A 23,807-nucleotide genomic window follows, 5' to 3' on the forward strand; every position below is an offset into this window, starting at 1 on the left:
GAATTAAAGCTTTTTCGCTTTTTCCACAGCTTCTTCGATGGTACCAACCATGTAGAACGCCTGCTCTGGCAGGTGGTCATAATCACCGTTCAGGATACCCTTGAAGCCACGGATAGTGTCTTTCAGAGAAACGAATTTACCTGGTGAGCCAGTGAAGACTTCGGCAACGAAGAATGGCTGAGACAGGAAGCGCTGGATCTTACGAGCACGAGCTACAACCAGTTTGTCGTCTTCAGACAATTCGTCCATACCCAGAATGGCGATGATGTCTTTCAGTTCCTGATAACGTTGCAGGATAGACTGAACGTTACGCGCCACGTCATAGTGCTCCTGACCAACAACCAGTGGATCAAGCTGACGGCTGGTTGAATCCAGTGGATCAACCGCAGGATAAATACCCAGAGATGCGATCTGACGGCTCAATACGACGGTTGCATCCAAGTGGGCAAAGGTTGTCGCTGGTGATGGGTCAGTCAAGTCATCCGCAGGAACGTAAACTGCCTGTACGGAGGTAATGGAGCCTGTTTTGGTTGAGGTGATACGCTCTTGCAGAGCACCCATCTCTTCCGCCAGCGTTGGCTGATAACCTACCGCAGATGGCATACGACCCAACAGTGCTGATACTTCTGTCCCTGCCAGGGTATAACGGTAAATGTTATCAACGAACAACAGAACGTCACGGCCTTCATCACGGAATTTTTCTGCCATGGTCAAGCCAGTCAGAGCAACACGCAGACGGTTTCCTGGTGGCTCATTCATCTGACCGTATACCAGAGATACTTTATCCAGTACGTTTGAATCGTTCATTTCATGGTAAAAGTCATTACCTTCACGGGTACGCTCACCAACACCGGCAAATACTGAGTAACCGGAGTGCTCGATCGCAATGTTACGGATCAGCTCCATCATGTTAACAGTTTTACCTACACCCGCACCACCAAACAGACCTACTTTACCACCCTTCGCAAATGGGCAGATCAAGTCCATTACTTTGATACCGGTTTCCAGCAGTTCCTGAGAGTTGGACAGCTCTTCATAAGTCGGTGCTGTGCGGTGAATTGACCAGCGCTCTTCTTCGCCGATCTCACCTTTCATGTCAATTGGATCACCCAATACGTTCATGATACGGCCCAGTGTTGCTGTACCCACTGGTACTTCAATTGAGTGGCCTAAATCAGTCACTTCCAAATGACGGCGCAGACCATCGGAGGTACCCATTGCGATACAACGAACAATACCACCGCCTAACTGCTGCTGAACTTCCAGCACCAGTTTTTCCTCACCATTTTTAACCTCAAGAGCACCGTATACTTTTGGTACGCTGTCTTGAGGGAATTCGACGTCCACCACGGCGCCGATTACCTGGATAATCTTTCCAGTAGCCATCTTGAATCCTCTACGTAATTCGTAAACCTAGCTGTTAAACCGCAGAAGCACCCGAAACGATTTCGGTGAGTTCCTGAGTGATGCTGGCCTGACGAGCCTTGTTGTAAACCAACTGCAACTCTTTGATCAGGTTGCCACCGTTATCGGTCGCGGCTTTCATCGCTACCATTCGTGCGGCCTGTTCACTAGCCAGGTTTTCAACGACGCCCTGATAAACTTGTGATTCTATATAGCGGCGCAGCAGGGTATCCAACAACGCCTTAGGATCCGGTTCATACAGATAATCCCAGGACTGCTTCTTCAGTGTTTCATCGTCTCCGGCTGGCAGAGGCAATAACTGAGTGATTGTCGGAGCCTGAGACATGGTATTGATGAACTTGTTTGTCACTATATACAGTTTATCCAGACGCCCTTCGTCATATGCTTGCATCATGACGTGGACTGGCCCGATCAGTTCGGACAATGATGGGTTATCTCCCATCCCTGTTACTTGGGCTACAACGTTGCCACCAACAGAAGAAAAGAAAGAAACCGCTTTCGATCCAACAAGCGCCAAATCAACTTGAACGCTTTTATCAGACCAGTCTTTCATTTCTATCAGCAATTTTTTGAACAAGTTAATGTTCAAACCGCCACATAAACCACGGTCAGTCGAAACAACCACGTACCCAACACGCTTCACTTCGCGCTCTGCAAGGTAGGGATGTTTGTATTCCAGATTACCTAACGCAAGGTGTCCAATCACACTGCGAATGGTCTCTGCATAAGGACGGCTGGCCGCCATGCGATCCTGCGTTTTACGCATTTTGGACGCGGCGACCATTTCCATCGCTTTAGTGATTTTTTGCGTGTTTTGCACACTGGCGATTTTGGTACGTATCTCTTTTGCGCCGGCCATATCTGCTTCTCCTCATTAACCAGACGGCCCATGTTCAATCAAACTGGGCCGAATAGTGTTACCAGGACTGAGTCGCCTTGAAGGATTCCAACAGAGCTTTCAGCTTAGCTTCAATCTCTCCGTTGTAATCACCAGACTGGTCAATCTCTTTCAGAAGATCAGCATGTTCACGGCTAGCATACGACAACAGCGCAGCTTCGAAACTGACCACTTTCGCGATTTCAACATCTTCCAAATAACCACGCTCAGCGGCAAACAGAGACAATGCCTGCTGTGCGATGGACATTGGCTGATATTGTTTCTGCTTCAACAACTCAGTAACTTTCTGACCATGATCCAACTGCTTACGGGTTGCATCATCCAAATCAGAAGCAAACTGGGAGAATGCTGCTAATTCACGGTACTGAGCCAGAGCGGTACGGATACCACCAGACAGTTTCTTGATGATCTTAGTCTGAGCAGCACCACCAACACGGGATACAGAAATTCCTGGGTTAACTGCTGGACGGATACCTGCGTTGAACAGGGAAGATTCCAAGAAGATCTGGCCATCAGTGATAGAGATAACGTTTGTTGGTACGAACGCAGAAACGTCACCCGCCTGAGTTTCAATGATTGGCAATGCAGTCAGAGAACCTGTTTTACCTTTCACTTCGCCATTGGTGAATTTTTCAACGTAATCAGCGTTAACACGCGCAGCACGCTCCAATAGACGAGAGTGCAGATAGAATACGTCACCAGGGAATGCTTCACGTCCAGGTGGACGACGTAGCAACAGGGAAACCTGACGGTAAGCAACAGCCTGTTTAGACAGGTCATCGTAAACAATCAGTGCATCTTCACCACGATCACGGAAGTATTCACCCATCGCACAACCAGAGTATGGTGCCAGATATTGCAGTGCCGCTGATTCAGAAGCGGATGCAACAACAACGATAGTATTTTCCAGTGCGCCGTGCTCTTCCAGTTTACGCACTACGTTAGCAATGGTAGAAGCTTTCTGACCAATCGCAACATAGATACATTTGATACCAGAATTACGCTGATTGATGATTGCATCGATAGCCAGTGCGGTTTTACCGGTCTGACGGTCACCGATTACCAGCTCACGCTGACCACGGCCGATTGGGATCATGGCATCAACGGATTTGTAACCTGTCTGAACAGGTTGGTCAACGGATTGACGGTCGATAACGCCCGGTGCAATGACTTCAATGGGTGAGAAACCATCATTTTCAACAGCACCCTTGCCGTCAATTGGCTCACCCAGAGTGTTAACAACACGCCCCAGCAAACCACGACCAACAGGTACTTCCAAAATACGGCCAGTACATTTGACTTTCATGCCTTCGGCTAAGTCAGAATACGGCCCCATGACAACGGCACCTACAGAGTCGCGCTCCAAGTTCAGTGCAATTGCGTAACGGTTGCCAGGCAGAGAGATCATTTCACCCTGCATGACATCGGCTAAACCGTGGATACGAATGATACCGTCGTTAACGGAAACAATCGTACCTTCATTGTGAGCTTCGCTCACTACATTGAACTGAGCAATACGCTGTTTGATCAGTTCGCTGATTTCGGTGGAATTCAGTTGCATATGCTCCAGTCCCCTTAAGACTGCAAGACGTCTGTTAAACGATCCAAACGGCCGCGAATACTGCCATCGATCACCATGTCACCTGCGCGAATAATCACACCGGCAATAACAGACTTGTCAATTTTGCAATTCAGCTTCACTTTGCGTGACAGACGTTTTTCTATCGCCGCAGAAATTTTAGCCTGCTGCTGCTCATTCAGTTCGGACGCAGAAATCACTTCAACATCAATAGTTGATTCAAGTGACGCACGCAATTGGATAAATTGCTGGAAGACTTCTGGCAGTACCAGCAAGCGACCATTTTCTGCCATTACACGAATAAAGTTCTGAGCATGCACATCAACCTGCTCACCACAAAGGGTGATGAAGGTCTTGGCTAACGTTTCCGGTGCTAATGAACCGGAAAGCAGCTCACCAACCTGCTCATTGCGAGTAACCTCAGCAACGAACGCCAGCATGTTTTGCCAGTGTTCGAGAGATTGGTGTTCTACAGCAAAGTCAAAAGCTGCTTTGGCGTAGGGGCGAGCTACCGTAGCAAATTCAGACATGCCCCTCCCTCCTTACAGTTCAGCGACCAGTTTATCAACGATGTCGCTGTTAGCAGCTTCATCCACGGAACGTTCGATGATTTTCTCGGCACCTGCGATAGCCAGCATCGCAACCTGTTTACGTAACTCTTCACGAGCGCGTTTGCGTTCAGCTTCAATTTCAGCATGAGCCTGCGCTATAATTTTGTTACGTTCCAGCTCGGCTTCTACTTTAGCATCATCAATAATTAGGGCTTTTTGTTTATTAGCCTGCTCAATGATAACTTGCGCATCAGCTTTCGCTTTTTTCAGTTGGTCGGTCGCATTGGCTTGCGCTAAGTCCAGGTTCTTTTTGGCACGCTCTGCTGAAGCCAAACCGTCAGCAATCTCTTTTTGACGTTTTTCAATGGCCGCCATGATTGGTGGCCATACATACTTCATGCAGAACAAAACAAACAGGACAAACGCGATGGCCTGGCCGAGGATTGTTGCGTTAATATTCACAGCACAATACCTCTATTTCAATTAATGAATTGGCGTAATTTTCAGTTCTGCTATTTTACTTACCGCCAACAGCGAACATCATAAACAAGCCCAGGCCCACAGCGATCATAGGGATGGCGTCAACCAGACCCATGACGATAAAGAACTGCGTACGCAGCAGAGGAATCAGATCAGGCTGACGAGCAGCGCCTTCCAGGAATTTACCTCCGAGGATGCCGATACCGATCGCAGCACCAATAGCCGCCAAGCCCATCAGAATAGCGGCAGCTATGTACAGCAGATCCATATTCAGGTTTTCCATGACAGTCTCCAGTTTGTTTCAGTTAAAACACAATGATTGATAAAAAATTAATGCTCTTCAGATGCCATCGACAGATAAACAATCGTCAGAACCATGAAAATAAAGGCTTGTAACGTAATAATTAGTATGTGGAAAATCGCCCAAGGCAGGCTAAGTAACCACTGAGCTCCCCACGGTAAAAGAGCCGCAATAAGAATAAAGATCAGTTCGCCAGCATACATATTACCAAACAGTCGCAGACCGAGTGATATAGGTTTAGACAGCAAGCTAACCCCTTCCAGAATTAAGTTAATTGGAATAAACAATGGATGATTGAAAGGCTGTAATGCCAGCTCCTTCGCAAAACCACGAATTCCTTTCATCTTAACGCTATAGAACAGGATGAGGACAAAGACGCCAAGCGCCATCGACAAGGTGACACTGACATCTGCAGTTGGAACAATACGCAGAGCAGGCAGGCCGAAGACGTGTTCCCCGATCAAAGGAATGAAATCGATTGGCAGCAAGTCCAATGCGTTCATCAGTAACACCCAAACGAACACAGTTAGCGCCAAAGGAGCGATCACTTTGCTCTTGCCGTGATACATATCACGTACAGTGTTATCAACGAAACCGATAATCATTTCTACTGCAGTCTGGAATTTCCCCGGTACGCCATCAGTAGCACGAACCGCGACTCTCCTGAATACAAATAGAAACAACATCCCTAATACGATGGAGAAAAAAAGCGAGTCAATGTTCAACGTCCAAAACGTCGGCTCATAACCACTAGCGTGGGGATTGACCAACTCAAAGGTACGTAAGTCAAGCTGAAGGTGTCTCAGGTGATGACTTATGTACTCAGAAGTTGAAACTTCTCCTGATGCAGACATGATGCTTTTTACCCTTTTGTTGTTAAAAACGCTAACCGCTCATTACGGCAGGTGCGATGATCTGCACAATCAGCACCGCTAAATAGGCCACACCAAGTGGTGCAAATGCCGCCTTGAACACGACTAAAGCGACCATCAGCACAGCTATCGCAAGGATAACCTTAACCCCTTCGCTAATCGCGAAAAACCATGCAATGCGTACTGGAGCCCCCTCTTCTTTTGCCTTTTGGAAACGGGTAAGAAGCATAAAAATGGCATTTGGTAACCAGCATGCCAACCCGCCAACAAAAGCAGAAGCGCCCCACTCTATACTTTTAGTACAAAAAGCTGCACTGAGAATAACAAAAGTCATAAACTGCAAAAGTAACAGTTTCAGTGCCATTTTACCGCTGTAAAGGGATACAGACATGACTTTTGTTTTCTCCCTGAGGTACACCATCACATATCAGGTCTTGCTGCAATGCTGTATAAAACTGGCTTTGCTTAAGAGTGTCAAGTGACAAAAACGTGCAAATTATACGGGCAGCCAAAATGAATTCAATCCATAAGTAGCGAAAAAGTGAATAATAATTTAAATTTCTAACTCTGATGCTAGATTGCTCACAAATACTATTTAATATTCTGCAACGTTTACTGGTGCAATTCAAAAATTAAACGTGACATGTATCACATCAAGCAAGAACCATTAATTACGTTTATCATTATATGTGTGATAAAAATATTTTTTATTTTTTATATAAATCAAATAATTAATATTAGTGCTATAAATTTTTATCAGATATATAGATAAAAAGAGTCAAATGTTTATTTTGCTCATTTTCTCTAAAAACTTTTTATAAAGTAAATCAATACATGTCATCGAAATGATCAAATTATATCAATGTGGAAATAACGTTATTTTTCTGTGAGCCATCGGTAAATAAAATTGAAACAATAGAAAATAATAATTAGTAACGCACGTAACATTTAAGATATCGTTGGCGTTACTAATTATTTAAGTTTTTATTGATAAACAGCAAAGTTAGTTTGACTTAAGTATTACCAAATGGCGCTGTTCATCCAATTCTGGAACTTGAAGAGCGATAAAGGTATCAAGTGTGATCCCAGCGGGCAATTGAGCTAATTCCTCTTCCGGTAATGCACCCTTCAGGGCATAAAAACGCCCTTCTTGTGGCTTGGGAAGATGGCTACACCATGACAGCATATCTTGCAGAGAGGCAAATGCACGGCTAATGACGCCATCAAAAGGCGGCTCAGGGATAAATTCCTCTACCCTACTCTGTACAGGTTCTATATTGGTTAATCCCAATTCATGTTGAACTTGACGTAAGAAGCGAACACGTTTTCCCAAACTATCCAGTAAGGTGAAATGGGAATCAGGACGCACTATTGCCAATGGGATACCCGGTAAGCCGGGGCCTGTTCCCACATCAATAAACCGTGTCCCGTTGAGGGATGAATTAACAACAATGCTGTCCATGATATGCCGAACCAATATCTGCTCCGGGTCACGGACAGATGTCAGATTATAGGCTTTATTCCACTTGTTGAGCATATCAACATAGGCAATGAGTTGCTGTTTTTGTTTCAGTGATAATTCAATGCCACTCTTCGTCAGCAGCGATTCTAATTTGTTAAGCAAAATCAGTCCTCTTTAGGCGCTACGACGCAATAAACCTTGTTTTTTCAACCAAACCAACAAAATAGAAATAGCGGCTGGTGTGATACCTGAAATACGGGAAGCCTGACCAATCGAAGTGGGTTTATGATCATTCAGTTTTGCAATAACTTCGTTGGATAGCCCACTCACTTGTTGGTAATCCAAATTAACTGGCAGTGCAGTATTTTCATTGCGTAGCTGTTTTTCGATCTCTTCCTGTTGACGAGCGATATAGCCTTCATATTTCACTTGAATTTCAACTTGATCCGCTGCTTGAGATTCCGTTAATCCCGGAGTAAAGCGCGACAATGATGTCAGTAATTCATAAGTCATCTCAGGGCGGCGCAGTAAATCTTCACCATTGGCTTCTTTTGACAACGGGGTTTTCAACATTTGGTTGATATCAGCCAGATTATCAGAGTGAGGATGTACCCAGATATTACGCAGACGTTGGCGTTCCTGTTCGATCATTTCCACTTTACGGCAATAGTGATCCCAACGGAGATCGTCAACCAAGCCCAGTTTATGGCCTTGTTCTGTCAGACGAAGATCGGCATTGTCTTCACGCAGCATCAAGCGATATTCAGCACGGGATGTAAACATACGGTAAGGTTCTTTGGTGCCCAGTGTGCATAAATCATCGACCAGAACACCGATATAAGCTTGATCCCGGCGTGGGAACCAACCTTCTTCACCCAAAGCGTACCGTGCCGCGTTGAGACCTGCAAGTAGCCCTTGTGCCGCAGCTTCTTCATATCCGGTAGTACCGTTGATCTGTCCTGCAAAGAACAAACCATGAATAAATTTGCTTTCCAGTGTTTGTTTTAAATCCCGAGGATCAAAGAAATCATATTCGATCGCATAACCTGGGCGAATAATACGGGCATTTTCCATTCCTTTCATGGAATGAACGATCTGCATCTGCACATCAAATGGCAAACTGGTTGAGATCCCATTTGGATAGATTTCGTTACTTGTAAGCCCTTCAGGTTCCAAGAAGATCTGGTGAGCATTGCGATCTGCAAAGCGCATCACTTTGTCTTCAATGGAAGGACAGTAACGGGGGCCGATTCCTTCGATGATCCCAGCGTACATTGGACTACGATCCAAGTTATTGCGGATCACTTCATGCGTTTTTTCGTTGGTATGTGTGATATAGCACGGGATCTGCCGTGGGTGTTGATCCACGTTACCCATGAACGAAAATACTGGTGTGGGGTTATCTCCCAGTTGTTGTTCAAGCTGGCTAAAATCGATGCTTCTTGCATCAATGCGAGGAGGTGTGCCCGTTTTCAGACGAGATACACGTAGAGGGAGTTCCCGTAAACGGTGTGACAGGGAGATCGCAGGTGGATCTCCAGCTCGCCCGCCGCTGTAGTTTTCCAGCCCAATGTGAATTTTTCCATCGAGGAAAGTACCTACAGTCAAGACTACAGATTTAGCTTTAAATTTTAATCCCATACGAGTAACAACGCCTATGACGGTATCGTTCTCTACAATGAGATCTTCAACAGATTGTTGGAAGATCATTAAATTGGGCTGATTTTCCAGTGCAGTTCTTACAGCTTGTCGATAAAGCACCCGATCCGCTTGCGCGCGTGTTGCCCGAACAGCAGGGCCTTTGCTGGCATTAAGTGTTCTGAATTGAATACCTGCCTGATCGGTGGCTTTTGCCATTAGGCCACCAAGTGCATCGATCTCTTTTACCAGATGCCCTTTACCGATCCCACCAATGGCTGGATTACATGACATTTGGCCCAAAGTATCAATATTGTGAGTCAGTAGTAAGGTTTGACGCCCCATACGTGCGGAGGCCATTGCTGCTTCAGTACCGGCATGACCACCGCCGATAATGATGACGTCAAAGTGCTCTGGATAAAACATGTTCGAACCTTCAATTGTGAGAATGCTTCATATGCATTGGGGAGAGAATTCTACTCAAGTTTGGACCTTATACCAAGTAGGGAGAGATCATCGTTAATTAAAAGAAGATCTTTTTATTTAAAGATCTCTTTATTAGATCTTTTATTAGGATCGCGATCTTCTGTGGATAAGTGAATTTTCCATATAAAGATCATGATACTGTAAAGGATCATTTGCTGTGAATGATCCGTGATCCAAGTCAGTATAAGCTGGGATCAAAAAGCCAAGTTATTCACAGGTGATTAATTGAAACTGGGTTATTAAATGGATAACTACGGGTTAACCCCTGCTTTTCAGATAAGTTATCCACAGTTGATCGTTATATTTTTAACCAGATCAGAGTAACTTTGCCCAATCTTTGACCCATTCTTCGGCTGGATCTTCGGGAATTTCATGCTGCTGGATGTCTATTTCAAGTCGATCCCCGATCCGTTTTGCACCGAGATCTTTCAATAAGCGCTCTAATGATCTTATGGCTCCGCAGAATATGTCATATTCGGAACTGCCAATACCGACAGCTCCAAATGTCACATTACTTAGATCGGGTTGCTGTTGTGCGATCGTATCTGCCAGAGGTTGAAGATTTTCAGGTAAATCACCTGCTCCGTGTGTTGATGTAACTACAAGCCATAGCCCTTTTAGAGGAAGATCATCCAATGAAGGACCATGTAACATCTTTGTGGAAAACCCGTCATTTTCTAAGATTTCAGCTATATGTTCGGCGACGTATTCGGCGCTGCCCATTGTACTGCCGCTGATTAAGGTTATTGTACTCATCACGATCCTTGCTACATTAAAGAACAACTATTGTACGCTGTGAATCTATTGGGATCTACCTGTGGATAATGTCTATCCGTAATTTTTCATCTTATGGCTTGATTGTCCTTGTTATCGGATTTTGCAGGGAGATCAAAGTTTCTGTTGACTGAATTTCATCAATAGTTTGGATCTTGTTGATAAGTACATCTTGAAGGGCTTCGATGGATCGGCACATGACTTTAATGAAGATGCTGTAATGGCCCGTGGTGTAATAAACTTCTACGACTTCATCAAGCATATCGAGTTTCTTTAATGCTGCCGGATAGTCTTTGGCGCTTTTCAATATGATGCCGATAAAGCAGCACACATCGAAACCCAGCTGTTTAGCACTAATATCAACCCGAGTACCCGTAATGATCCCTGACTGCTTCATTTTTTCCACGCGAACATGAATTGTTCCCGGGCTGACTGCGAATTTTTTGGCCAATTCTGCGTAAGGTGTACGCGCGTTCTCCATTAAAGCGTGAAGTATGTCACGGTCTAAATTGTCGATCTGATAAATTTCTGCCATTTTCAACCCTTGTTTTTGAATAATATTCATTTTTTTAGTGTAAAAATTATCGTTTATAAATAATATGCAATATTTTTATTATCAGATATTGAATTTATACCCTATTTTGTTGCTTAATCTATATCAACAGGACACAGAGTCACTAAAAATTTTGAGAGCAGCATCATGAAAACATCCTTCATTGAAAAACAGCAGCAGATTAGTTTTGTAAAATCATACTTTTCACGTCTGCTAGAGAAACAACTTGGTTTAATTGAAGTTCAGGGGCCTATTCTGAGCCGCCTTGGTGATGGCACTCAAGATAACCTTTCTGGTCATGAAAAAGCCGTTCAGGTAAAAGTGAAAACATTACCGGACGCGACATTTGAAGTTGTTCATTCTCTGGCGAAATGGAAACGCAAAACATTAGGTCGCTTTGGTTTTCAAGCTGAGCAAGGGTTATATACCCACATGAAGGCGCTGCGTCCTGATGAAGATCGTCTAACTCCTATCCATTCTATTTTTGTTGATCAGTGGGATTGGGAGAAAACGATGGGTGAAGGTCAACGTTCACTCGACTATTTAAAACAGACAGTAGGTAAGATCTACGAAGCAATAAAAGAAACACAACAAGCAGTAAGTAAGGAATTTGGTTTGGCACTGTTCCTGCCAGACCAAATTCACTTTATCCACAGTGAAGAGCTTCTGAAACGTTACCCTGATCTGGATGCTAAAGGTCGTGAGCGTGAGGCTGCCAAAGAATTTGGTGCAATTTTCCTGATGGGGATTGGCGGTAAGCTGTCTGATGCTCAGGCACATGATGTCCGCGCTCCGGATTATGACGATTGGACAACACCAAACAGTGATGGTTTCTTTGGTCTGAACGGCGACATTATTGTTTGGAACCCTGTATTGCAGGATGCTTTTGAAATTTCTTCAATGGGTATCCGAGTTGATGCAGAGACCTTGCAACGCCAGCTTGCGTTAAGCGGTGATGAAGATCGCCTGCAATATGACTGGCATCAGGCACTGATCAAAGGCGATATGCCACAGTCTATTGGTGGTGGTATTGGACAATCACGTTTGGTGATGCTGATGCTGCAAATGGCACATATTGGACAGGTTCAGTGTGGTGTTTGGTCACCAGAGATTATTGAATCAGTTGAAGGTGTTTTATAAGGTCTTAAGCTTTGGCTTTAAGGTTTAGGTTTCAAGATTTAGTTTTTAAAGTTTAATGCTGCCACCTTCGCTTTAAACGGCTTGTAAGCCCGGTATCGAAATGCCAAATATGATCGAATATTCGCATAATACCGGGTTTTCCATAATGGGAAAGGGAAATCGCATGGAAGCGATGTAGTTGGTTCTGTTGTAGGTTTTTTATCTGATGGATTAGAGTGTCCGGCAAACGTTGGGCAATGAAATCTGAAATCACAACAGCATCAGCATCTTTCCAGATTTTTTCTTTCATTTTATCCACCGTTGCATTTAAACAAGATGTCAGGTCGGTTCCTCCCCTGAACGTTTGTCCTAGAAAATGCACAGCCTGAGTGAGTCCATCCGATGATGTTAAGTCATAGTGAATGATCTCTGTCGAGAACAGCATGATATGACAGTGACGATTATCCACCAGCGCAATACGCATCAAAGCCAAACAAAATGCTTTTGCACATTGTTCATTAAACCCACCCATAGAACCAGAAGTATCAACACAAACAATAAATGGTCCCCGTGGTTGTTTTTCATTGTGATGATGGATAACCGGTTTTAATACGGTTCTTGGCTGCCAGTTATCCCCTTGCAGGCGATAGGAGAGTAACCTCTTCTCCATCAGCCGCCGATAAAATTCATATTCCAACTCTTCAATGCCTAACATGGCCATTTCAGTCGGTAAAAGTCGCAAAATATCATCACCTTGTCTGATTCCACTGACTTGTTCTGGTACGGTATCCGGCATTTTCTCGAGCTGAGTGAATGGTTCAAGAATATGGCTTTCTTCTGGAATTGATTTAGCGGTTTGGCTGCGGCCCAGTAATTGCGTCAGTTTTTCCAGTTCAGGTTGCTGTCTGAGAAAGTCTGCGTAAAGGGTGAATAGTTTCGTATTGTGCGGAGTCAGATGAAGCTGGCCTTTGCTCATATCCCATAATCGACCCGCGGAGCGATCATTGTGATCAAATATCGGATCAAGATTGCTGCTGAGAATCAGTTGCTTCTGGATCTCTGCCAATAATTGCTCTTTTTCTTGTTCCAATAATTCTTTATTAAATGCTGTTACTTGTAGGATCAATTGAATGCGCCAGTGCTGCATAAACAACATTTGTCCTGAGTGGGAGTGAATGGATAATGTCTGGAGCAGTGTGTTAGCTTCACCGACAAAGGGGGATTCGAATTGTTGAAGTTTTTTTATGATATCAGGTAGCTTTTGATAAAAATCAGTCATATTGGCGGTTTGCAGGTTTTGATATAATTTGAACTCTTCGGCCAATGGGGCTGGTATCAGCGCTTCTTTTATTCTTTGCTGTAATGTTTGCTGCCATGCCGGAAGATCTTTCAGAAATGCTTGCTTAAGTCTTGGAAATTTATCAAAGAAAATAATCAATTGAGGAGTGCTTAATAACGCTAAAATGATCTCTTCGATCAGCTCATCTTCATTGATAGAGAGCATGAGATCGAGTGTGGTCAACTTTAACATGTCATTCTCCCATTTTTGATCTCAATTGTTTCAGCTTTTCGGTTAATTGAAGAAAACTTTGTTCAATGTCGGCAAGCCAATGTTCTTCAATAAATAAACAAGGTTGATGCTGGCTGAATAATTGGCGTTGCTGCTGAATTTCATCGCTGATGGGGAGCAGTTTTGCATTCCACTCGCTATGGTTTCGTTTACTGCTGTTTTTTTCTGAAGTTGCCGGTTTTTGCTCTGTCTGACAGAGGAGGGCACTATTGCGGCTAATATCCAGCACTTCAATTTGATGTTTTTCGTTTATTTCTACTGAGATAGTTTGTGGAAAACCAATACCATTTAAGCGAGCGGGCAATCCCCCTGTATTATTTTTTAGTGTGTCTTCCAGTGACTTTTTATCTATTTCAATGAAATTAACCTCAATATCATGAAGATGTAATGAAGGATGCAAAAACAGCGTCAATTTTTCATCTTTAATATGTTCGGGCAGAGAGTAAAGGATCTTACGGCCGAAAAGTGATGTTTTATTGAGTAGCTGCAAGGGATGATGGCTATTTTCATCTTGATTAGATTGTACCCATTGCTGGTATAACTTTTCTATTTTCTGTATTAAAGCGTTTTGTTGATAGGCTTGTTCTGTCAATAAAGCATGCAGGAATTGAGGCAACAATTTTAGTGTGTTTAAATCATGCCATAGGCAATCTTTTAACAATGCCAAATCTAGCGGCGATACTGTATTTCGGCCGCTGAAAAGGGAGCTGGCCTGCAATAAGCGGATAGCTTTTTTCCAGCGCCGATCTGAAATGTAAGAGAGATGTTCTGTAGCATTCAGTTGTTGGCGTAGTTGATAAATCAGCTCGAAAATGTGATCCGGCAGGAGAATGTGGTTGATCATATCTTGCCATTGATAGAACTCTTCATCAGTGATCTGAATATGAGGCGGAACAGGATTGTTGTTTTCATTGTTTCGATCAGTGAGTAATGCCCGAAAGCTTTTCTTTTCTTTAATCTTATCTAGCCAGATTCGGATCAATATACGATCGTAAAGTGCTTCCAGGCTGTTATCTGTATCGGGTAGCTCATTAGATGCTGTCACCAGTAAGCGCATTGGCAGCTGTTCTTCTTGGTTGCCATTCCTGAATTTTTTTTCATTGATAGCCGTCAGTAGTGTATTGAGAATAGCGGGGCCTGCTTTCCAAATTTCATCAAGAAAAACAACTTCCGCTTCCGGTAAGTAGCCTTCAGTAAGACGTTGGTAACGTCCTTCGTCTTTGAGTGCTCGAATGGAAAGGGGGCCAAAAATCTCTTCTGGTGTGGAAAAGCGCGTCATTAGATATTCAAAAGCATGTGCATTCTGAAATGCGAACTTGATTCGACGGGCGATAAGGCTTTTAGCTATTCCAGGCGGCCCAAGAAGAAAAACACTTTCTCCACATAAAGCGGCTAATAGACAAAGGCGAATGGCTTGTTGTCTTTCATATAAGCCACTTTCTAGACATTGGCTTAACTGGGATATTTTCTCGGCCAATTGCATATTATGTACACCATGGTTCGGATAGTTTCCTCCCTTTATTTATAGATAAAATTCAATCTATGCAAAGATTTTGATGATGTTTTATTCAGATTTACACATAGGTTAAAAAAATCGATTCAGCCTAACCTATTCAATAAGTTAATTTTTTTATTCATTTATCTCCTTCTTAAACGCTTTTATGATGATCACATTTTTGTATCAACAGTGTTGTCTTTGGTATTTAGCTTTATATGATGGCTAGTTAGCGAAACGTTTCGCTAAGAGGCTTATAAAAATGAAAAAAGGCGTTTTATTACATTCTGATATTTCAGCCGTTATTTCTCGTTTGGGACACACTGATCAGATTACAATCAGTGATGCAGGGTTACCGATCCCGTCGTCTACCCAGAGAATTGATTTAGCGCTAACCCAGGGAACCCCCAATCTGTTATCTGTTTTTGATGTTGTTGTTCAGGAAGTACAAGTTGAAGCGGCTATTTTGGCCGCTGAAATTATTGAACACAATCCTCAAATACATGAGCAAATCATCAAGCGTATTGCTGATCTCGAAATACAACAGGGAAATGCAATTGCGATAAAGTATGTCAGTCATAGCATTCTGAAAGCAAAAACAGAGAAAAGCAAAGCGGTTATTCGTACAGGAGAATGTTCTCCTTATGCCAATATCCTCCTTTGCTCTGGCGTAACTTTCTGAGGTTATTATGGAGCCATTACTGGAGTTAAAGGGGATTGATAAAGCTTTCCCCGGAGTTAAAGCACTGTCAGAGGCAGCACTCCGTGTTTATCCCGGAAAAGTGATGGCATTAGTCGGCGAAAATGGCGCTGGCAAATCCACGATGATGAAAATATTGACCGGTATTTATACAAAAGATGCCGGCACGATCCGTTATTGTGGGCAAGATGTGGTTTTCGTTAGTCCCAAATCATCTCAGGAAGCCGGTATTGGCATTATTCATCAAGAGTTGAATCTCATCTCTCAACTGACAATTGCAGAAAATATTTTTCTGGGCCGTGAATTCGTCAATCAACTGGGCATTATCAATTGGAAAAAAATGTATGAAGAAGCCGATAATTTGCTGAGACGTTTAAATATCCGTTATAGCAGCCATTGGCTTGTTTCTGAATTGTCCATTGGTGAACAGCAAATGGTAGAAATCGCCAAGGTGCTGAGTTTCCAATCCAAAGTCATCATTATGGATGAACCCACCGGTGCCCTGACTGATACCGAAACTGAATCCTTATTTCATATTATACGGGAACTGAAAGCGCAAGGATGTGGCATTGTCTATATTTCCCATCGCTTGAAAGAGCTTTTTGAAATTTGTGATGATGTGACGGTATTACGCGATGGGCAATTTATTGGTGAACAGCCCATTAGTGCTCTGAATGAAGAGCAATTGATCGAAATGATGGTGGGGCGAAAGCTTGGTGAGCAATATCCTCGTTTGGTTCTACCGCGTGGTAAAAAGCGGTTGGAGATTAGAAACCTGTCTGGCTCTGTGATCAAAAATGTCAGTTTTTCCCTGTATAGCGGCGAGATTTTGGGAATATCTGGTTTGATGGGCGCAGGTCGTACAGAATTGATGAAGGTTATATACGGGGCGTTGTCGAAAACTGAAGGTCAGATCTTGCTGGATGGAAAACCTCTAACTATCCGAAATCCACAAGAAGGATTGGCCAACGGTATTGTCTATATCTCAGAAGATCGTAAGCGTGATGGATTAGTCTTAAGTATGTCTGTTAAAGAGAATATGTCCCTCACAGCATTACACAACTTCCTCCGATATTCTTCTTTTTTGAATCATCCCGCCGAACAAAAAGCTGTTGCCGATTTTATCAAGTTATTCAATATAAAAACGTCTTCAATGGAACAGACGATAGGGTTGCTCTCTGGTGGCAATCAGCAGAAAGTGGCGATCGCCCGTGGGTTGATGACTCGTCCAAAAGTCTTAATCCTTGATGAACCAACCCGAGGTGTGGATGTAGGGGCGAAAAAAGAAATTTATCAATTGATCAACCAATTTAAAAAAGAAGGCCTGAGCATTATTTTGGTCTCTTCTGAGATGCCGGAAGTGATGGGAATGAGTGATCGCATTCTGGTCATGCATGAAGGTAGAATCCGCGGGGAATTCAGTGCGGATAGTGTATCTCAGGCAGCGTTGATGGCCGCTGCTGTTGGCAAACAATATGGTGTACTCAAAGAGAATGGATATGAATTCTAATACGGCTCCAACCTCTAGACGTTGGCTTACAAAAGCATGGCTGATGGAGCAGAAGTCACTCATTGCATTATTGTTACTGATTGCCGTGGTTTCTTCCCTTAGCCCCAATTTTTTCACATTGAATAACCTGTTTAACATCCTCCAACAAACTTCCGTCAACGCTATTATAGCCGTGGGCATGACCTTGGTTATCCTGATTTCGGGGATTGATTTATCTGTTGGTTCTTTATTGGCACTGACTGGCGCGGTAGCGGCATCTATGGTGGGGGCGGAAGTTAATGCATTGGTGGCTGTTGCTGGCGCACTGGCATTGGGAGCGGCAATTGGCACATGTACTGGAATTATTGTAGCGAAAGGTAAAGTTCAGGCATTTATTGCGACTCTGGTAATGATGCTATTGCTGCGTGGCGTCACCAGAGTTTATACCGACGGCAGTCCAATAAATACAGGCTTTAGTGACAACACCGATCTGTTTGGCTGGTTTGGTATTGGGCGGCCACTAGGTATTCCGACACCAGTATGGATCATGTTGGTGGTTTTTATCGCCGCTTGGTATGTCCTACATCACACTCGTATTGGTCGTTACATTTACGCGTTAGGCGGAAATGAATCTGCAACACGTTTATCAGGTATTAACGTTGATAAAATAAAAATAATTGTTTATTCCCTATGTGGCCTATTGGCAGCACTGGCAAGCATTATCGAAGTTGCTCGACTATCTTCTGCCCAGCCTATGGCCGGAAGCGGCTATGAACTGGATGCCATTGCTGCAGTTGTACTAGGAGGAACCAGTTTGGCTGGGGGGAAGGGGCGAATTGTTGGGACGTTGATTGGTGCGCTGATTTTAGGTTTTTTGAATAATGGATTGAACTTATTAGGTATTTCTTCCAACTACCAGATGATCGTCAAGGCAGTTGTGATTTTACTGGCGGTCTTGGTTGATAACAAAAGTAGTAAGTAACCTCACCCTACAGGAAAAAACAACATGAAAATGAAGAAACTGGCAACTATTCTCTTTGCCATGGCATTAAGTGCCACCATGAGCGCGAATGCATTGGCGAAAGATAGTATTGCATTGGTTATTTCAACGTTGAATAACCCCTTCTTTGTCACCATGAAAGATAGTGCACAGAAAGAAGCTGATAAGCTTGGATACAACTTGATTGTGCTTGATTCTCAGGATAATCCGGCAAAAGAGTTGGCCAATGTACAGGATTTGACGGTTCGTGGCATAAAATTGATGTTAATTAATCCAACCGACTCGGATGCCGTTGGTAATGCAGTAATCATGGCAAATAAGGCGAATATTCCGGTTATCACTCTTGACCGTTCAGCGTATAAGGGCAATGTTATCAGCTATATCACTTCCGATAGCCGTTTAGGTGCCAAAATGGCCGCTGATTTTATCGCTGGAAAATTAGGTAATGATGTTAAGGTCATTCAATTGGAAGGTATTCCAGGAACTTCAGGTGCGCGTGAACGTGGTGAAGGTTTTGGTCAGGCAGCCCAAAAGCACAAATTCAATATGTTGGCTAGTCAGCCCGCTGATTATGATCGCACAAAGGGGATGAATGTCATGCAAAATTTGCTGACAGCTCATCCGTCAGTACAAGCCGTTTTCGCTCAAAATGATGAAATGGCTCTAGGTGCATTGCGAGCGTTGCAGACAGCCGGTAAAGAAGATGTGCTGGTTGTCGGATTCGATGGCACTGACGATGCTCTTAAGGCTGTACAGAGCGGTAAATTGGGAGCAACGATCGCACAGCGTCCAGATCAAATTGGTATTATCGGCGTTCAGACTGCGGACAAAGTGTTAAAAGGTGAAAAAGTTGACGCCACCATTCCGGTTGAACTGAGATTAGTTGTTAAGAAATAATCAACATTATTCATGCAGCTATTAGTTTTTATGGCTGCATTATTTTTATACAGGAATAAATGTAATGAATATGGCAAAACTGGTGGTGATGGGTAGCATCAATGCGGATCACATCTTGAACCTAGAACATTTCCCTCATCCTGGGGAAACTGTGGTAGGGAAACAATATCAAGTTGCATTTGGAGGTAAAGGTGCAAATCAGGCGGTCGCTGCGGGTCGTTGTGGCGCTGACATTACATTTATAGCTTGTATTGGTCAGGATGATATCGGTGAGCGTATTCGCCAGCAACTGGCGAAAGATAAAATTAATACCTCATCAATTGAAATTATTGAGGGAGCAACAACGGGTGTAGCCCTGATTTTCGTCAATCAACAGGGTGAAAATGTCATTGGCATTAGCGCAGGGGCAAATGAGGCCTTAACATCAGAATATTTCCTCCGACATGAGCAGGTTGTCAAAGATGCTGATGCTCTTCTGTTACAGCTTGAAACACCATTAGATACAGTACTGCTGGCTGCGGAAACGGCTAAAAAGCATGGCACCAAGGTGATCTTAAATCCCGCTCCAGCCCAAAAAATTTCAGATCAGCTACTTTCTCAGGTGGATATCATTACACCAAATGAAACAGAAGCGGAGTATTTGACCGGGATCTCTGTGACAGATGATATTGGGGCGAAAAAGGCCGCTCAGGTTTTACATAATAAAGGTATAAAGACAGTCATTATCACATTGGGTAGCCGAGGGGTATGGCTGAGTGAGCAAGCTCAGTCTGGCAAAATGGTTCTCGGGTTTAAAGTAAAGGCAATCGATACGATTGCAGCGGGTGATACATTTAATGGTGCTTTGGTCACGGGCTTATTGGAAGGAAAAGAAATGTTATCAGCAATTCGCTTTGCTCATGCTGCGGCTGCGATTGCTGTGACACGTCAAGGCGCACAGCCTTCTGTCCCGTGGCGAAGTGAAATTGATGCATTTTTAGTTGAACAGGACTAATGCGTGGCTACCATGAAGGACGTTGCCCGTCTGGCGGGCGTATCAACATCGACAGTTTCCCATGTTATTAACGATAATCGTTATGTTAGCGAGAATGTGAAAAAGAAAGTTAATGCGGCTATTGAGGAATTGAACTACGCCCCTTCCGCATTGGCGAGGAGCTTGAAAATCAAGCAAACCAAAACCATCGGTATGTTGGTGACGACCAGTGATAACTCGTTTTATTTTGAGGTTGTCAGAGGTGTTGAACGGAATTGCTATGAAAGAGGGTATAGCTTAATCCTGTGCAATACTGAAGGGGATTCTAAGAGGATGCTCCGCAGTATAGAAACGTTGCTGCAAAAACGTGTAGATGGATTATTGATTATGTGTTCTGAGCATCAATTAATATCCAAGGAGTTTCTGCTTCGGTATCCATTTGTGCCGATGGTAACAATGGATTGGTCTCCTTTTGATGTCTCCAGTGACGTTATTAAAGATAACTCGTTACTCGGGGGAGAGTTGGCGACAAACTATCTGATTAATCGCGGTCTTCGCAAAATAGCCTGTATCGCTGGTCCACAAGATAAAACCCCTGCTCGCCAGCGTTTAGCTGGATATCGTAAAGCAATGAGAGATGCCGGGCTTGAGATCCTTAATGGTTATGAAATCTACGGTGATTTTGAATTTGCTGGTGGATTATCATCAATGCAGCGATTGCTCCAATTATCAGAGCCACCGGAAGCGGTTTTTGCGGGAAATGATGCTATGGCAATTGGGGCTTATCAGGCTTTGTATCAGGCAGGGCTTTCTGTACCGCATGATGTCTCCATCATCGGATATGACGATATTGCAATAGCCCCCTATCTGACTCCACCTTTGACAACGATCCATCAACCAAAAGATGAATTGGGGAAGTTGGCGATTGATACCTTACTCTATCGAATAGACAATCCAGAAAGTGAACCCAAGCAATTAGTTCTGACACCAGAACTGATAGAACGGAGTTCTGTCGTCAGCCGTTAAGGTTTTCATTTCTTAATTAAATTATTGCCATCTTTTTTATTCAGTAACAGAAAGACCGTAGAAGAAATCAAAGTAATGGCTCCTATTGTAATCAAGGTATAGTGGAAATGGCTTATGGTTGAACCTGAACCCATTGACTCATAAAACCGAAGGATTGCGGCACTGACGGTAACGCCGAAACTGATGGATAACTGTTGGGCCACCGCTAGCAGACTATTACCTGCACTTGCATTACTGTCACTCAGATCGCCAAGAGTAATCGTATTCATTGCTGTGAACTGCGTAGACATTGCCATGCCCAGTATAAATAGAGGGATGATCAAGAGTGTGACAGGCGTTTCCTGTGTCTGTAAAGAAAACTGTGAAATCATCACGCCGATGATGACTGTAACCCAAATAAGCGTATTTCGATATCCAAATCTAACCAATAGCCTGGTGACAAAAGACTTGGCGAAAATTGAACCTATTGCGTTAGGTGCCATCATTATCCCTGCAATAACAGCAGAGTATCCAAACCCCAACTGCAGCATTAACGGAATAATAAATGAGAGCGAACCAGTGCTTAAGCGAGTAGCAATATTACTGGCTATCCCAATCGAGAATGTATGGATCTGAAATAACTTGAGGTCGATGAGAGGACTCGGGTGTTTCTTCGCGTGGAAAATATACCCTAACAGCATCAAGATACCGCTAGCCAACAACACCATGGGAATATAGCCGGAGAGTAATTTGTCACCAAACAAATCAAAGCTGACTGAAATCATCACCAATCCCACACTAAACAGCACGAACCCCAGAAAATCAAAGGGGCATTTCGGCATAGTAAAGTTGGGCATATCTTTTCTGGCATAAATGATACCCAATAAACCTATGGGGATATTAATGATAAAGATCCAGTGCCATGTCGCATAGGTCACTAACAACCCGCCAAACATAGGGCCTAAAATTGGACCCAGTAACCCCGGCATAGTGACAAAATTCAAAATGGGTAGCAGCTCACTACGTGGATATGCTCGCAGTAATGCCAGACGAGCAACTGGCATCATCATTGCCCCACCTATTCCTTGGATCACTCGGGACATCACTAAAAAAGAGAGATTGTGTGACAGAGCACAAGCGAGTGAGCCTAAAGAAAAGAGGGAAACGGCATAAATGAATATTCGCCGAGTGCCAAATCTATCTGCTAACCAACCACTGACAGGAATTAGCATTGCCACAGTTAAAGTATAACTGACAATAGCAGGTTGCATTGCCAATGGAGAATGATTAAGGCTTTTAGCAATTGCCGGTAGTGCGGTATTGAGAATTGTGGCATCTAAGGACTGCATGAAAAAAGCTATAGCCGCAATCCAAGGCAATCCCGACATATTGCGTGCGGATTTTACCATTAGATATCCCATTTATTTGTTATTGACTGAAATACTGATTATTGGTTACTTCATAACAGTTTAATACATAAACTATTCGTTGGGTGTTAATAACCTTTGGCATCCCTCCAACGCTTGTTGACTATTGCCATTGATAATTGCATTAACAATGGCTTTATGGGCCTTTAAGCGGAAAGCTTTGGCTGCAATAATCTCTTCAAAATAGTGTTGGTATATAGGATGGAACAAATTCATAAAAGAACCAAGAAATGGATTACCGCAAGATTGATAGATGGTGTAATGCAGCAGTTGGTCAGCTTCTATCCATTTTTCACGGTTAAACTGTTTAGCCAATAAGCACATATCCTTTATTAAGGAAGACAAGATGTGTTTTGGGCCTGAGATGCACTGATGGTGGCATGGAAACAAGCTTGTGGTTCAATAATCAATCGTAATTTCTGGAAATGAGCAATAACCTCAATGAAGTTATTAGTGGCTAGCCACCAACTTAACAAATCTTTATTCAGAAAGTTCCAGTGGGTGACAGGCGTGATTTGGGTACTTAATCTGGAGAAAGATAACAACATCTTTTTAGCAATTAAGATCTTTATTGCTTCTCGCACCGCAGTTCGGCTGACATCAAAGAGTTTGGTCAACTTCAACTCACCAGGCAAAATACTTCCGGCGGCATACTTACCTGAAAGAATTCTTTGGCCAAGCTGTTCAGACAAAAGATAAGACAGATTCTTTTTTTCCACGTTTTTCTGTTCTTTTAACTGCATGGATGCCACACCTCTCCGCCTAGTTAATTTGTCATCCTACTGCATTAATTTAATAATTGCTGTCTATAACGCCAGTTTTAGAACAAAAAAAGAGCTTATCTGCTTGTTTTGTTGAAAAAAACCACGATCAGAAAAGAATTTTAAAAAAACTATTGCCAGGCGCCGAAAACTCCCTATAATGCGCCACCACTGACCGACGCCGAGCTGAGACACGCCGCAGACGCCAGTCGGAGACCGGCGAAAAATAAACGCTTGACTCCGGAGGCAAACAGCGTAAGATACGCAGCCTCGCAACACGGAGAACCTCTCCGGTTGCCCCGCTCTTTAACAATTTAATCAGACAATCTGTGTGGGCACTCGCAAGACCCTA

Annotated in this window: 22 protein-coding genes and 1 pseudogene; 7 read left to right on the plus strand and 16 right to left on the minus strand. The window is 43.5% G+C overall.

What is annotated here, in order from left to right; all coding sequences use genetic code 11:
- Positions 1 to 3: 3 nt before the first annotated feature.
- The 12 genes from atpD to asnC all read right to left on the minus strand — a co-directional run bounded on the left by atpD (position 4) and on the right by asnC (position 11,001).
- Positions 4 to 1,386, minus strand: a complete 1,383-nt coding sequence (gene atpD / locus Xhom_RS03820) for a F0F1 ATP synthase subunit beta (RefSeq protein ID WP_069317461.1) — start codon at positions 1,384 to 1,386, stop codon at positions 4 to 6.
- A gap of 34 nt (positions 1,387 to 1,420) precedes the next feature.
- Positions 1,421 to 2,284: a F0F1 ATP synthase subunit gamma gene (gene atpG, locus Xhom_RS03825; RefSeq protein ID WP_069317462.1), complete on the minus strand. Its 864-nt coding sequence runs from the start codon at positions 2,282 to 2,284 to the stop codon at positions 1,421 to 1,423.
- Positions 2,285 to 2,342: 58 nt separating this feature from the next.
- Entirely contained in the window at positions 2,343 to 3,884 is a 1,542-nt protein-coding gene (gene atpA, locus Xhom_RS03830) for a F0F1 ATP synthase subunit alpha (protein ID WP_069317463.1), read from the minus strand.
- Positions 3,885 to 3,898: 14 nt separating this feature from the next.
- Positions 3,899 to 4,432, minus strand: coding sequence for a F0F1 ATP synthase subunit delta (gene atpH / locus Xhom_RS03835; RefSeq protein ID WP_069317464.1), 534 nt, complete (start codon positions 4,430 to 4,432; stop codon positions 3,899 to 3,901).
- Between the two features lie 12 nt (positions 4,433 to 4,444).
- Positions 4,445 to 4,915: a F0F1 ATP synthase subunit B gene (gene atpF, locus Xhom_RS03840; RefSeq protein WP_069317465.1), complete on the minus strand. Its 471-nt coding sequence runs from the start codon at positions 4,913 to 4,915 to the stop codon at positions 4,445 to 4,447.
- Between the two features lie 55 nt (positions 4,916 to 4,970).
- Positions 4,971 to 5,216: a F0F1 ATP synthase subunit C gene (gene atpE, locus Xhom_RS03845; RefSeq protein ID WP_047962570.1), complete on the minus strand. Its 246-nt coding sequence runs from the start codon at positions 5,214 to 5,216 to the stop codon at positions 4,971 to 4,973.
- Between the two features lie 47 nt (positions 5,217 to 5,263).
- On the minus strand, positions 5,264 to 6,088 hold the full coding sequence (gene atpB, locus Xhom_RS03850; RefSeq protein WP_069317466.1) for a F0F1 ATP synthase subunit A: 825 nt from the start codon (positions 6,086 to 6,088) through the stop codon (positions 5,264 to 5,266).
- Positions 6,089 to 6,119: 31 nt separating this feature from the next.
- Positions 6,120 to 6,497, minus strand: coding sequence for a F0F1 ATP synthase subunit I (atpI, locus tag Xhom_RS03855; protein WP_069317467.1), 378 nt, complete (start codon positions 6,495 to 6,497; stop codon positions 6,120 to 6,122).
- A 612-nt stretch (positions 6,498 to 7,109) separates the two neighbouring features.
- Positions 7,110 to 7,730 (minus strand): 16S rRNA (guanine(527)-N(7))-methyltransferase RsmG, encoded by a 621-nt coding sequence (rsmG, locus tag Xhom_RS03860; RefSeq protein ID WP_069317468.1) that lies wholly within the window; start codon positions 7,728 to 7,730, stop codon positions 7,110 to 7,112.
- Positions 7,731 to 7,742: 12 nt separating this feature from the next.
- A complete protein-coding gene (gene mnmG, locus Xhom_RS03865; protein WP_069317469.1) occupies positions 7,743 to 9,632 on the minus strand; it encodes a tRNA uridine-5-carboxymethylaminomethyl(34) synthesis enzyme MnmG in 1,890 nt (629 codons plus the stop codon).
- Positions 9,633 to 10,007: 375 nt separating this feature from the next.
- Positions 10,008 to 10,448: an FMN-binding protein MioC gene (mioC, locus tag Xhom_RS03870; RefSeq protein WP_069317470.1), complete on the minus strand. Its 441-nt coding sequence runs from the start codon at positions 10,446 to 10,448 to the stop codon at positions 10,008 to 10,010.
- 91 nt (positions 10,449 to 10,539) lie between these two features.
- Positions 10,540 to 11,001 carry a transcriptional regulator AsnC gene (asnC, locus tag Xhom_RS03875; protein WP_047964586.1) on the minus strand — a complete coding sequence of 154 codons (462 nt, stop codon included), beginning with the start codon at positions 10,999 to 11,001 and terminating at the stop codon, positions 10,540 to 10,542.
- A gap of 165 nt (positions 11,002 to 11,166) precedes the next feature.
- Between asnC and asnA the strand changes: the two genes are divergently transcribed.
- Positions 11,167 to 12,159, plus strand: a complete 993-nt coding sequence (gene asnA, locus Xhom_RS03880) for an aspartate--ammonia ligase (RefSeq protein ID WP_069317471.1) — start codon at positions 11,167 to 11,169, stop codon at positions 12,157 to 12,159.
- A 52-nt stretch (positions 12,160 to 12,211) separates the two neighbouring features.
- On the opposite strand, the gene viaA is transcribed toward asnA, so the two are convergent.
- Together viaA and ravA are read right to left on the minus strand one after the other, a co-directional pair.
- A complete protein-coding gene (gene viaA / locus Xhom_RS03885) occupies positions 12,212 to 13,669 on the minus strand; it encodes an ATPase RavA stimulator ViaA (RefSeq protein WP_069317472.1) in 1,458 nt (485 codons plus the stop codon).
- Between the two features lies 1 nt (position 13,670).
- Entirely contained in the window at positions 13,671 to 15,191 is a 1,521-nt protein-coding gene (ravA, locus tag Xhom_RS03890) for an ATPase RavA (RefSeq protein WP_069317473.1), read from the minus strand.
- 274 nt (positions 15,192 to 15,465) lie between these two features.
- Between ravA and rbsD the strand changes: the two genes are divergently transcribed.
- From rbsD to rbsR, 6 genes are all read left to right on the plus strand, one after another.
- A complete protein-coding gene (gene rbsD / locus Xhom_RS03895) occupies positions 15,466 to 15,885 on the plus strand; it encodes a D-ribose pyranase (RefSeq protein ID WP_069317474.1) in 420 nt (139 codons plus the stop codon).
- A 7-nt stretch (positions 15,886 to 15,892) separates the two neighbouring features.
- Entirely contained in the window at positions 15,893 to 17,413 is a 1,521-nt protein-coding gene (gene rbsA / locus Xhom_RS03900; RefSeq protein WP_069317475.1) for a ribose ABC transporter ATP-binding protein RbsA, read from the plus strand.
- On the plus strand, positions 17,403 to 18,374 hold the full coding sequence (gene rbsC, locus Xhom_RS03905) for a ribose ABC transporter permease (protein WP_069317476.1): 972 nt from the start codon (positions 17,403 to 17,405) through the stop codon (positions 18,372 to 18,374). The genes rbsA and rbsC overlap by 11 nt, the downstream gene beginning before the upstream one ends.
- 24 nt (positions 18,375 to 18,398) lie before the next feature.
- A complete protein-coding gene (rbsB, locus tag Xhom_RS03910) occupies positions 18,399 to 19,289 on the plus strand; it encodes a ribose ABC transporter substrate-binding protein RbsB (protein WP_069317477.1) in 891 nt (296 codons plus the stop codon).
- Positions 19,290 to 19,353: 64 nt separating this feature from the next.
- On the plus strand, positions 19,354 to 20,283 hold the full coding sequence (rbsK, locus tag Xhom_RS03915; RefSeq protein ID WP_069317478.1) for a ribokinase: 930 nt from the start codon (positions 19,354 to 19,356) through the stop codon (positions 20,281 to 20,283).
- 3 nt (positions 20,284 to 20,286) lie between these two features.
- A complete protein-coding gene (gene rbsR / locus Xhom_RS03920) occupies positions 20,287 to 21,288 on the plus strand; it encodes a ribose operon transcriptional repressor RbsR (protein ID WP_069317479.1) in 1,002 nt (333 codons plus the stop codon).
- A 5-nt stretch (positions 21,289 to 21,293) separates the two neighbouring features.
- Here rbsR and mdtD read toward each other — a convergent pair whose 3' ends face one another.
- Complete coding sequence (gene mdtD, locus Xhom_RS03925) at positions 21,294 to 22,676, minus strand: multidrug transporter subunit MdtD (RefSeq protein ID WP_069317480.1); 1,383 nt, start codon at positions 22,674 to 22,676, stop codon at positions 21,294 to 21,296.
- 72 nt (positions 22,677 to 22,748) lie between these two features.
- Positions 22,749 to 23,437 (minus strand): annotated as a pseudogene (locus tag Xhom_RS03930) (FadR/GntR family transcriptional regulator).
- Positions 23,438 to 23,807: the final 370 nt, after the last annotated feature.

It is taken from the genome of Xenorhabdus hominickii (assembly GCF_002632725.1).
Taxonomy (GTDB): domain Bacteria; phylum Pseudomonadota; class Gammaproteobacteria; order Enterobacterales; family Enterobacteriaceae; genus Xenorhabdus; species Xenorhabdus hominickii.

Bases quoted from the DNA above. Each gene is read 5' to 3' on its own strand.
- mnmG (WP_069317469.1), bottom strand. From the start codon at position 9,632: ATGTTTTATCCAGAGCACTTTGACGTCATCATTATCGGCGGTGGTCAT.
- rbsD (WP_069317474.1), top strand. From the start codon at position 15,466: ATGAAAAAAGGCGTTTTATTACATTCTGATATTTCAGCCGTTATTTCT.
- rbsK (WP_069317478.1), top strand. From the start codon at position 19,354: ATGAATATGGCAAAACTGGTGGTGATGGGTAGCATCAATGCGGATCAC.
- rbsA (WP_069317475.1), top strand. From the start codon at position 15,893: ATGGAGCCATTACTGGAGTTAAAGGGGATTGATAAAGCTTTCCCCGGA.
- atpI (WP_069317467.1), bottom strand. From the start codon at position 6,497: ATGTCTGTATCCCTTTACAGCGGTAAAATGGCACTGAAACTGTTACTT.
- atpD (WP_069317461.1), bottom strand. From the start codon at position 1,386: ATGGCTACTGGAAAGATTATCCAGGTAATCGGCGCCGTGGTGGACGTC.
- atpG (WP_069317462.1), bottom strand. From the start codon at position 2,284: ATGGCCGGCGCAAAAGAGATACGTACCAAAATCGCCAGTGTGCAAAAC.
- atpA (WP_069317463.1), bottom strand. From the start codon at position 3,884: ATGCAACTGAATTCCACCGAAATCAGCGAACTGATCAAACAGCGTATT.
- rbsB (WP_069317477.1), top strand. From the start codon at position 18,399: ATGAAAATGAAGAAACTGGCAACTATTCTCTTTGCCATGGCATTAAGT.
- rbsC (WP_069317476.1), top strand. From the start codon at position 17,403: ATGAATTCTAATACGGCTCCAACCTCTAGACGTTGGCTTACAAAAGCA.
- mioC (WP_069317470.1), bottom strand. From the start codon at position 10,448: ATGAGTACAATAACCTTAATCAGCGGCAGTACAATGGGCAGCGCCGAA.
- atpE (WP_047962570.1), bottom strand. From the start codon at position 5,216: ATGGAAAACCTGAATATGGATCTGCTGTACATAGCTGCCGCTATTCTG.
- atpH (WP_069317464.1), bottom strand. From the start codon at position 4,432: ATGTCTGAATTTGCTACGGTAGCTCGCCCCTACGCCAAAGCAGCTTTT.
- atpB (WP_069317466.1), bottom strand. From the start codon at position 6,088: ATGTCTGCATCAGGAGAAGTTTCAACTTCTGAGTACATAAGTCATCAC.
- asnA (WP_069317471.1), top strand. From the start codon at position 11,167: ATGAAAACATCCTTCATTGAAAAACAGCAGCAGATTAGTTTTGTAAAA.
- mdtD (WP_069317480.1), bottom strand. From the start codon at position 22,676: ATGGTAAAATCCGCACGCAATATGTCGGGATTGCCTTGGATTGCGGCT.
- viaA (WP_069317472.1), bottom strand. From the start codon at position 13,669: ATGTTAAAGTTGACCACACTCGATCTCATGCTCTCTATCAATGAAGAT.
- ravA (WP_069317473.1), bottom strand. From the start codon at position 15,191: ATGCAATTGGCCGAGAAAATATCCCAGTTAAGCCAATGTCTAGAAAGT.
- asnC (WP_047964586.1), bottom strand. From the start codon at position 11,001: ATGGCAGAAATTTATCAGATCGACAATTTAGACCGTGACATACTTCAC.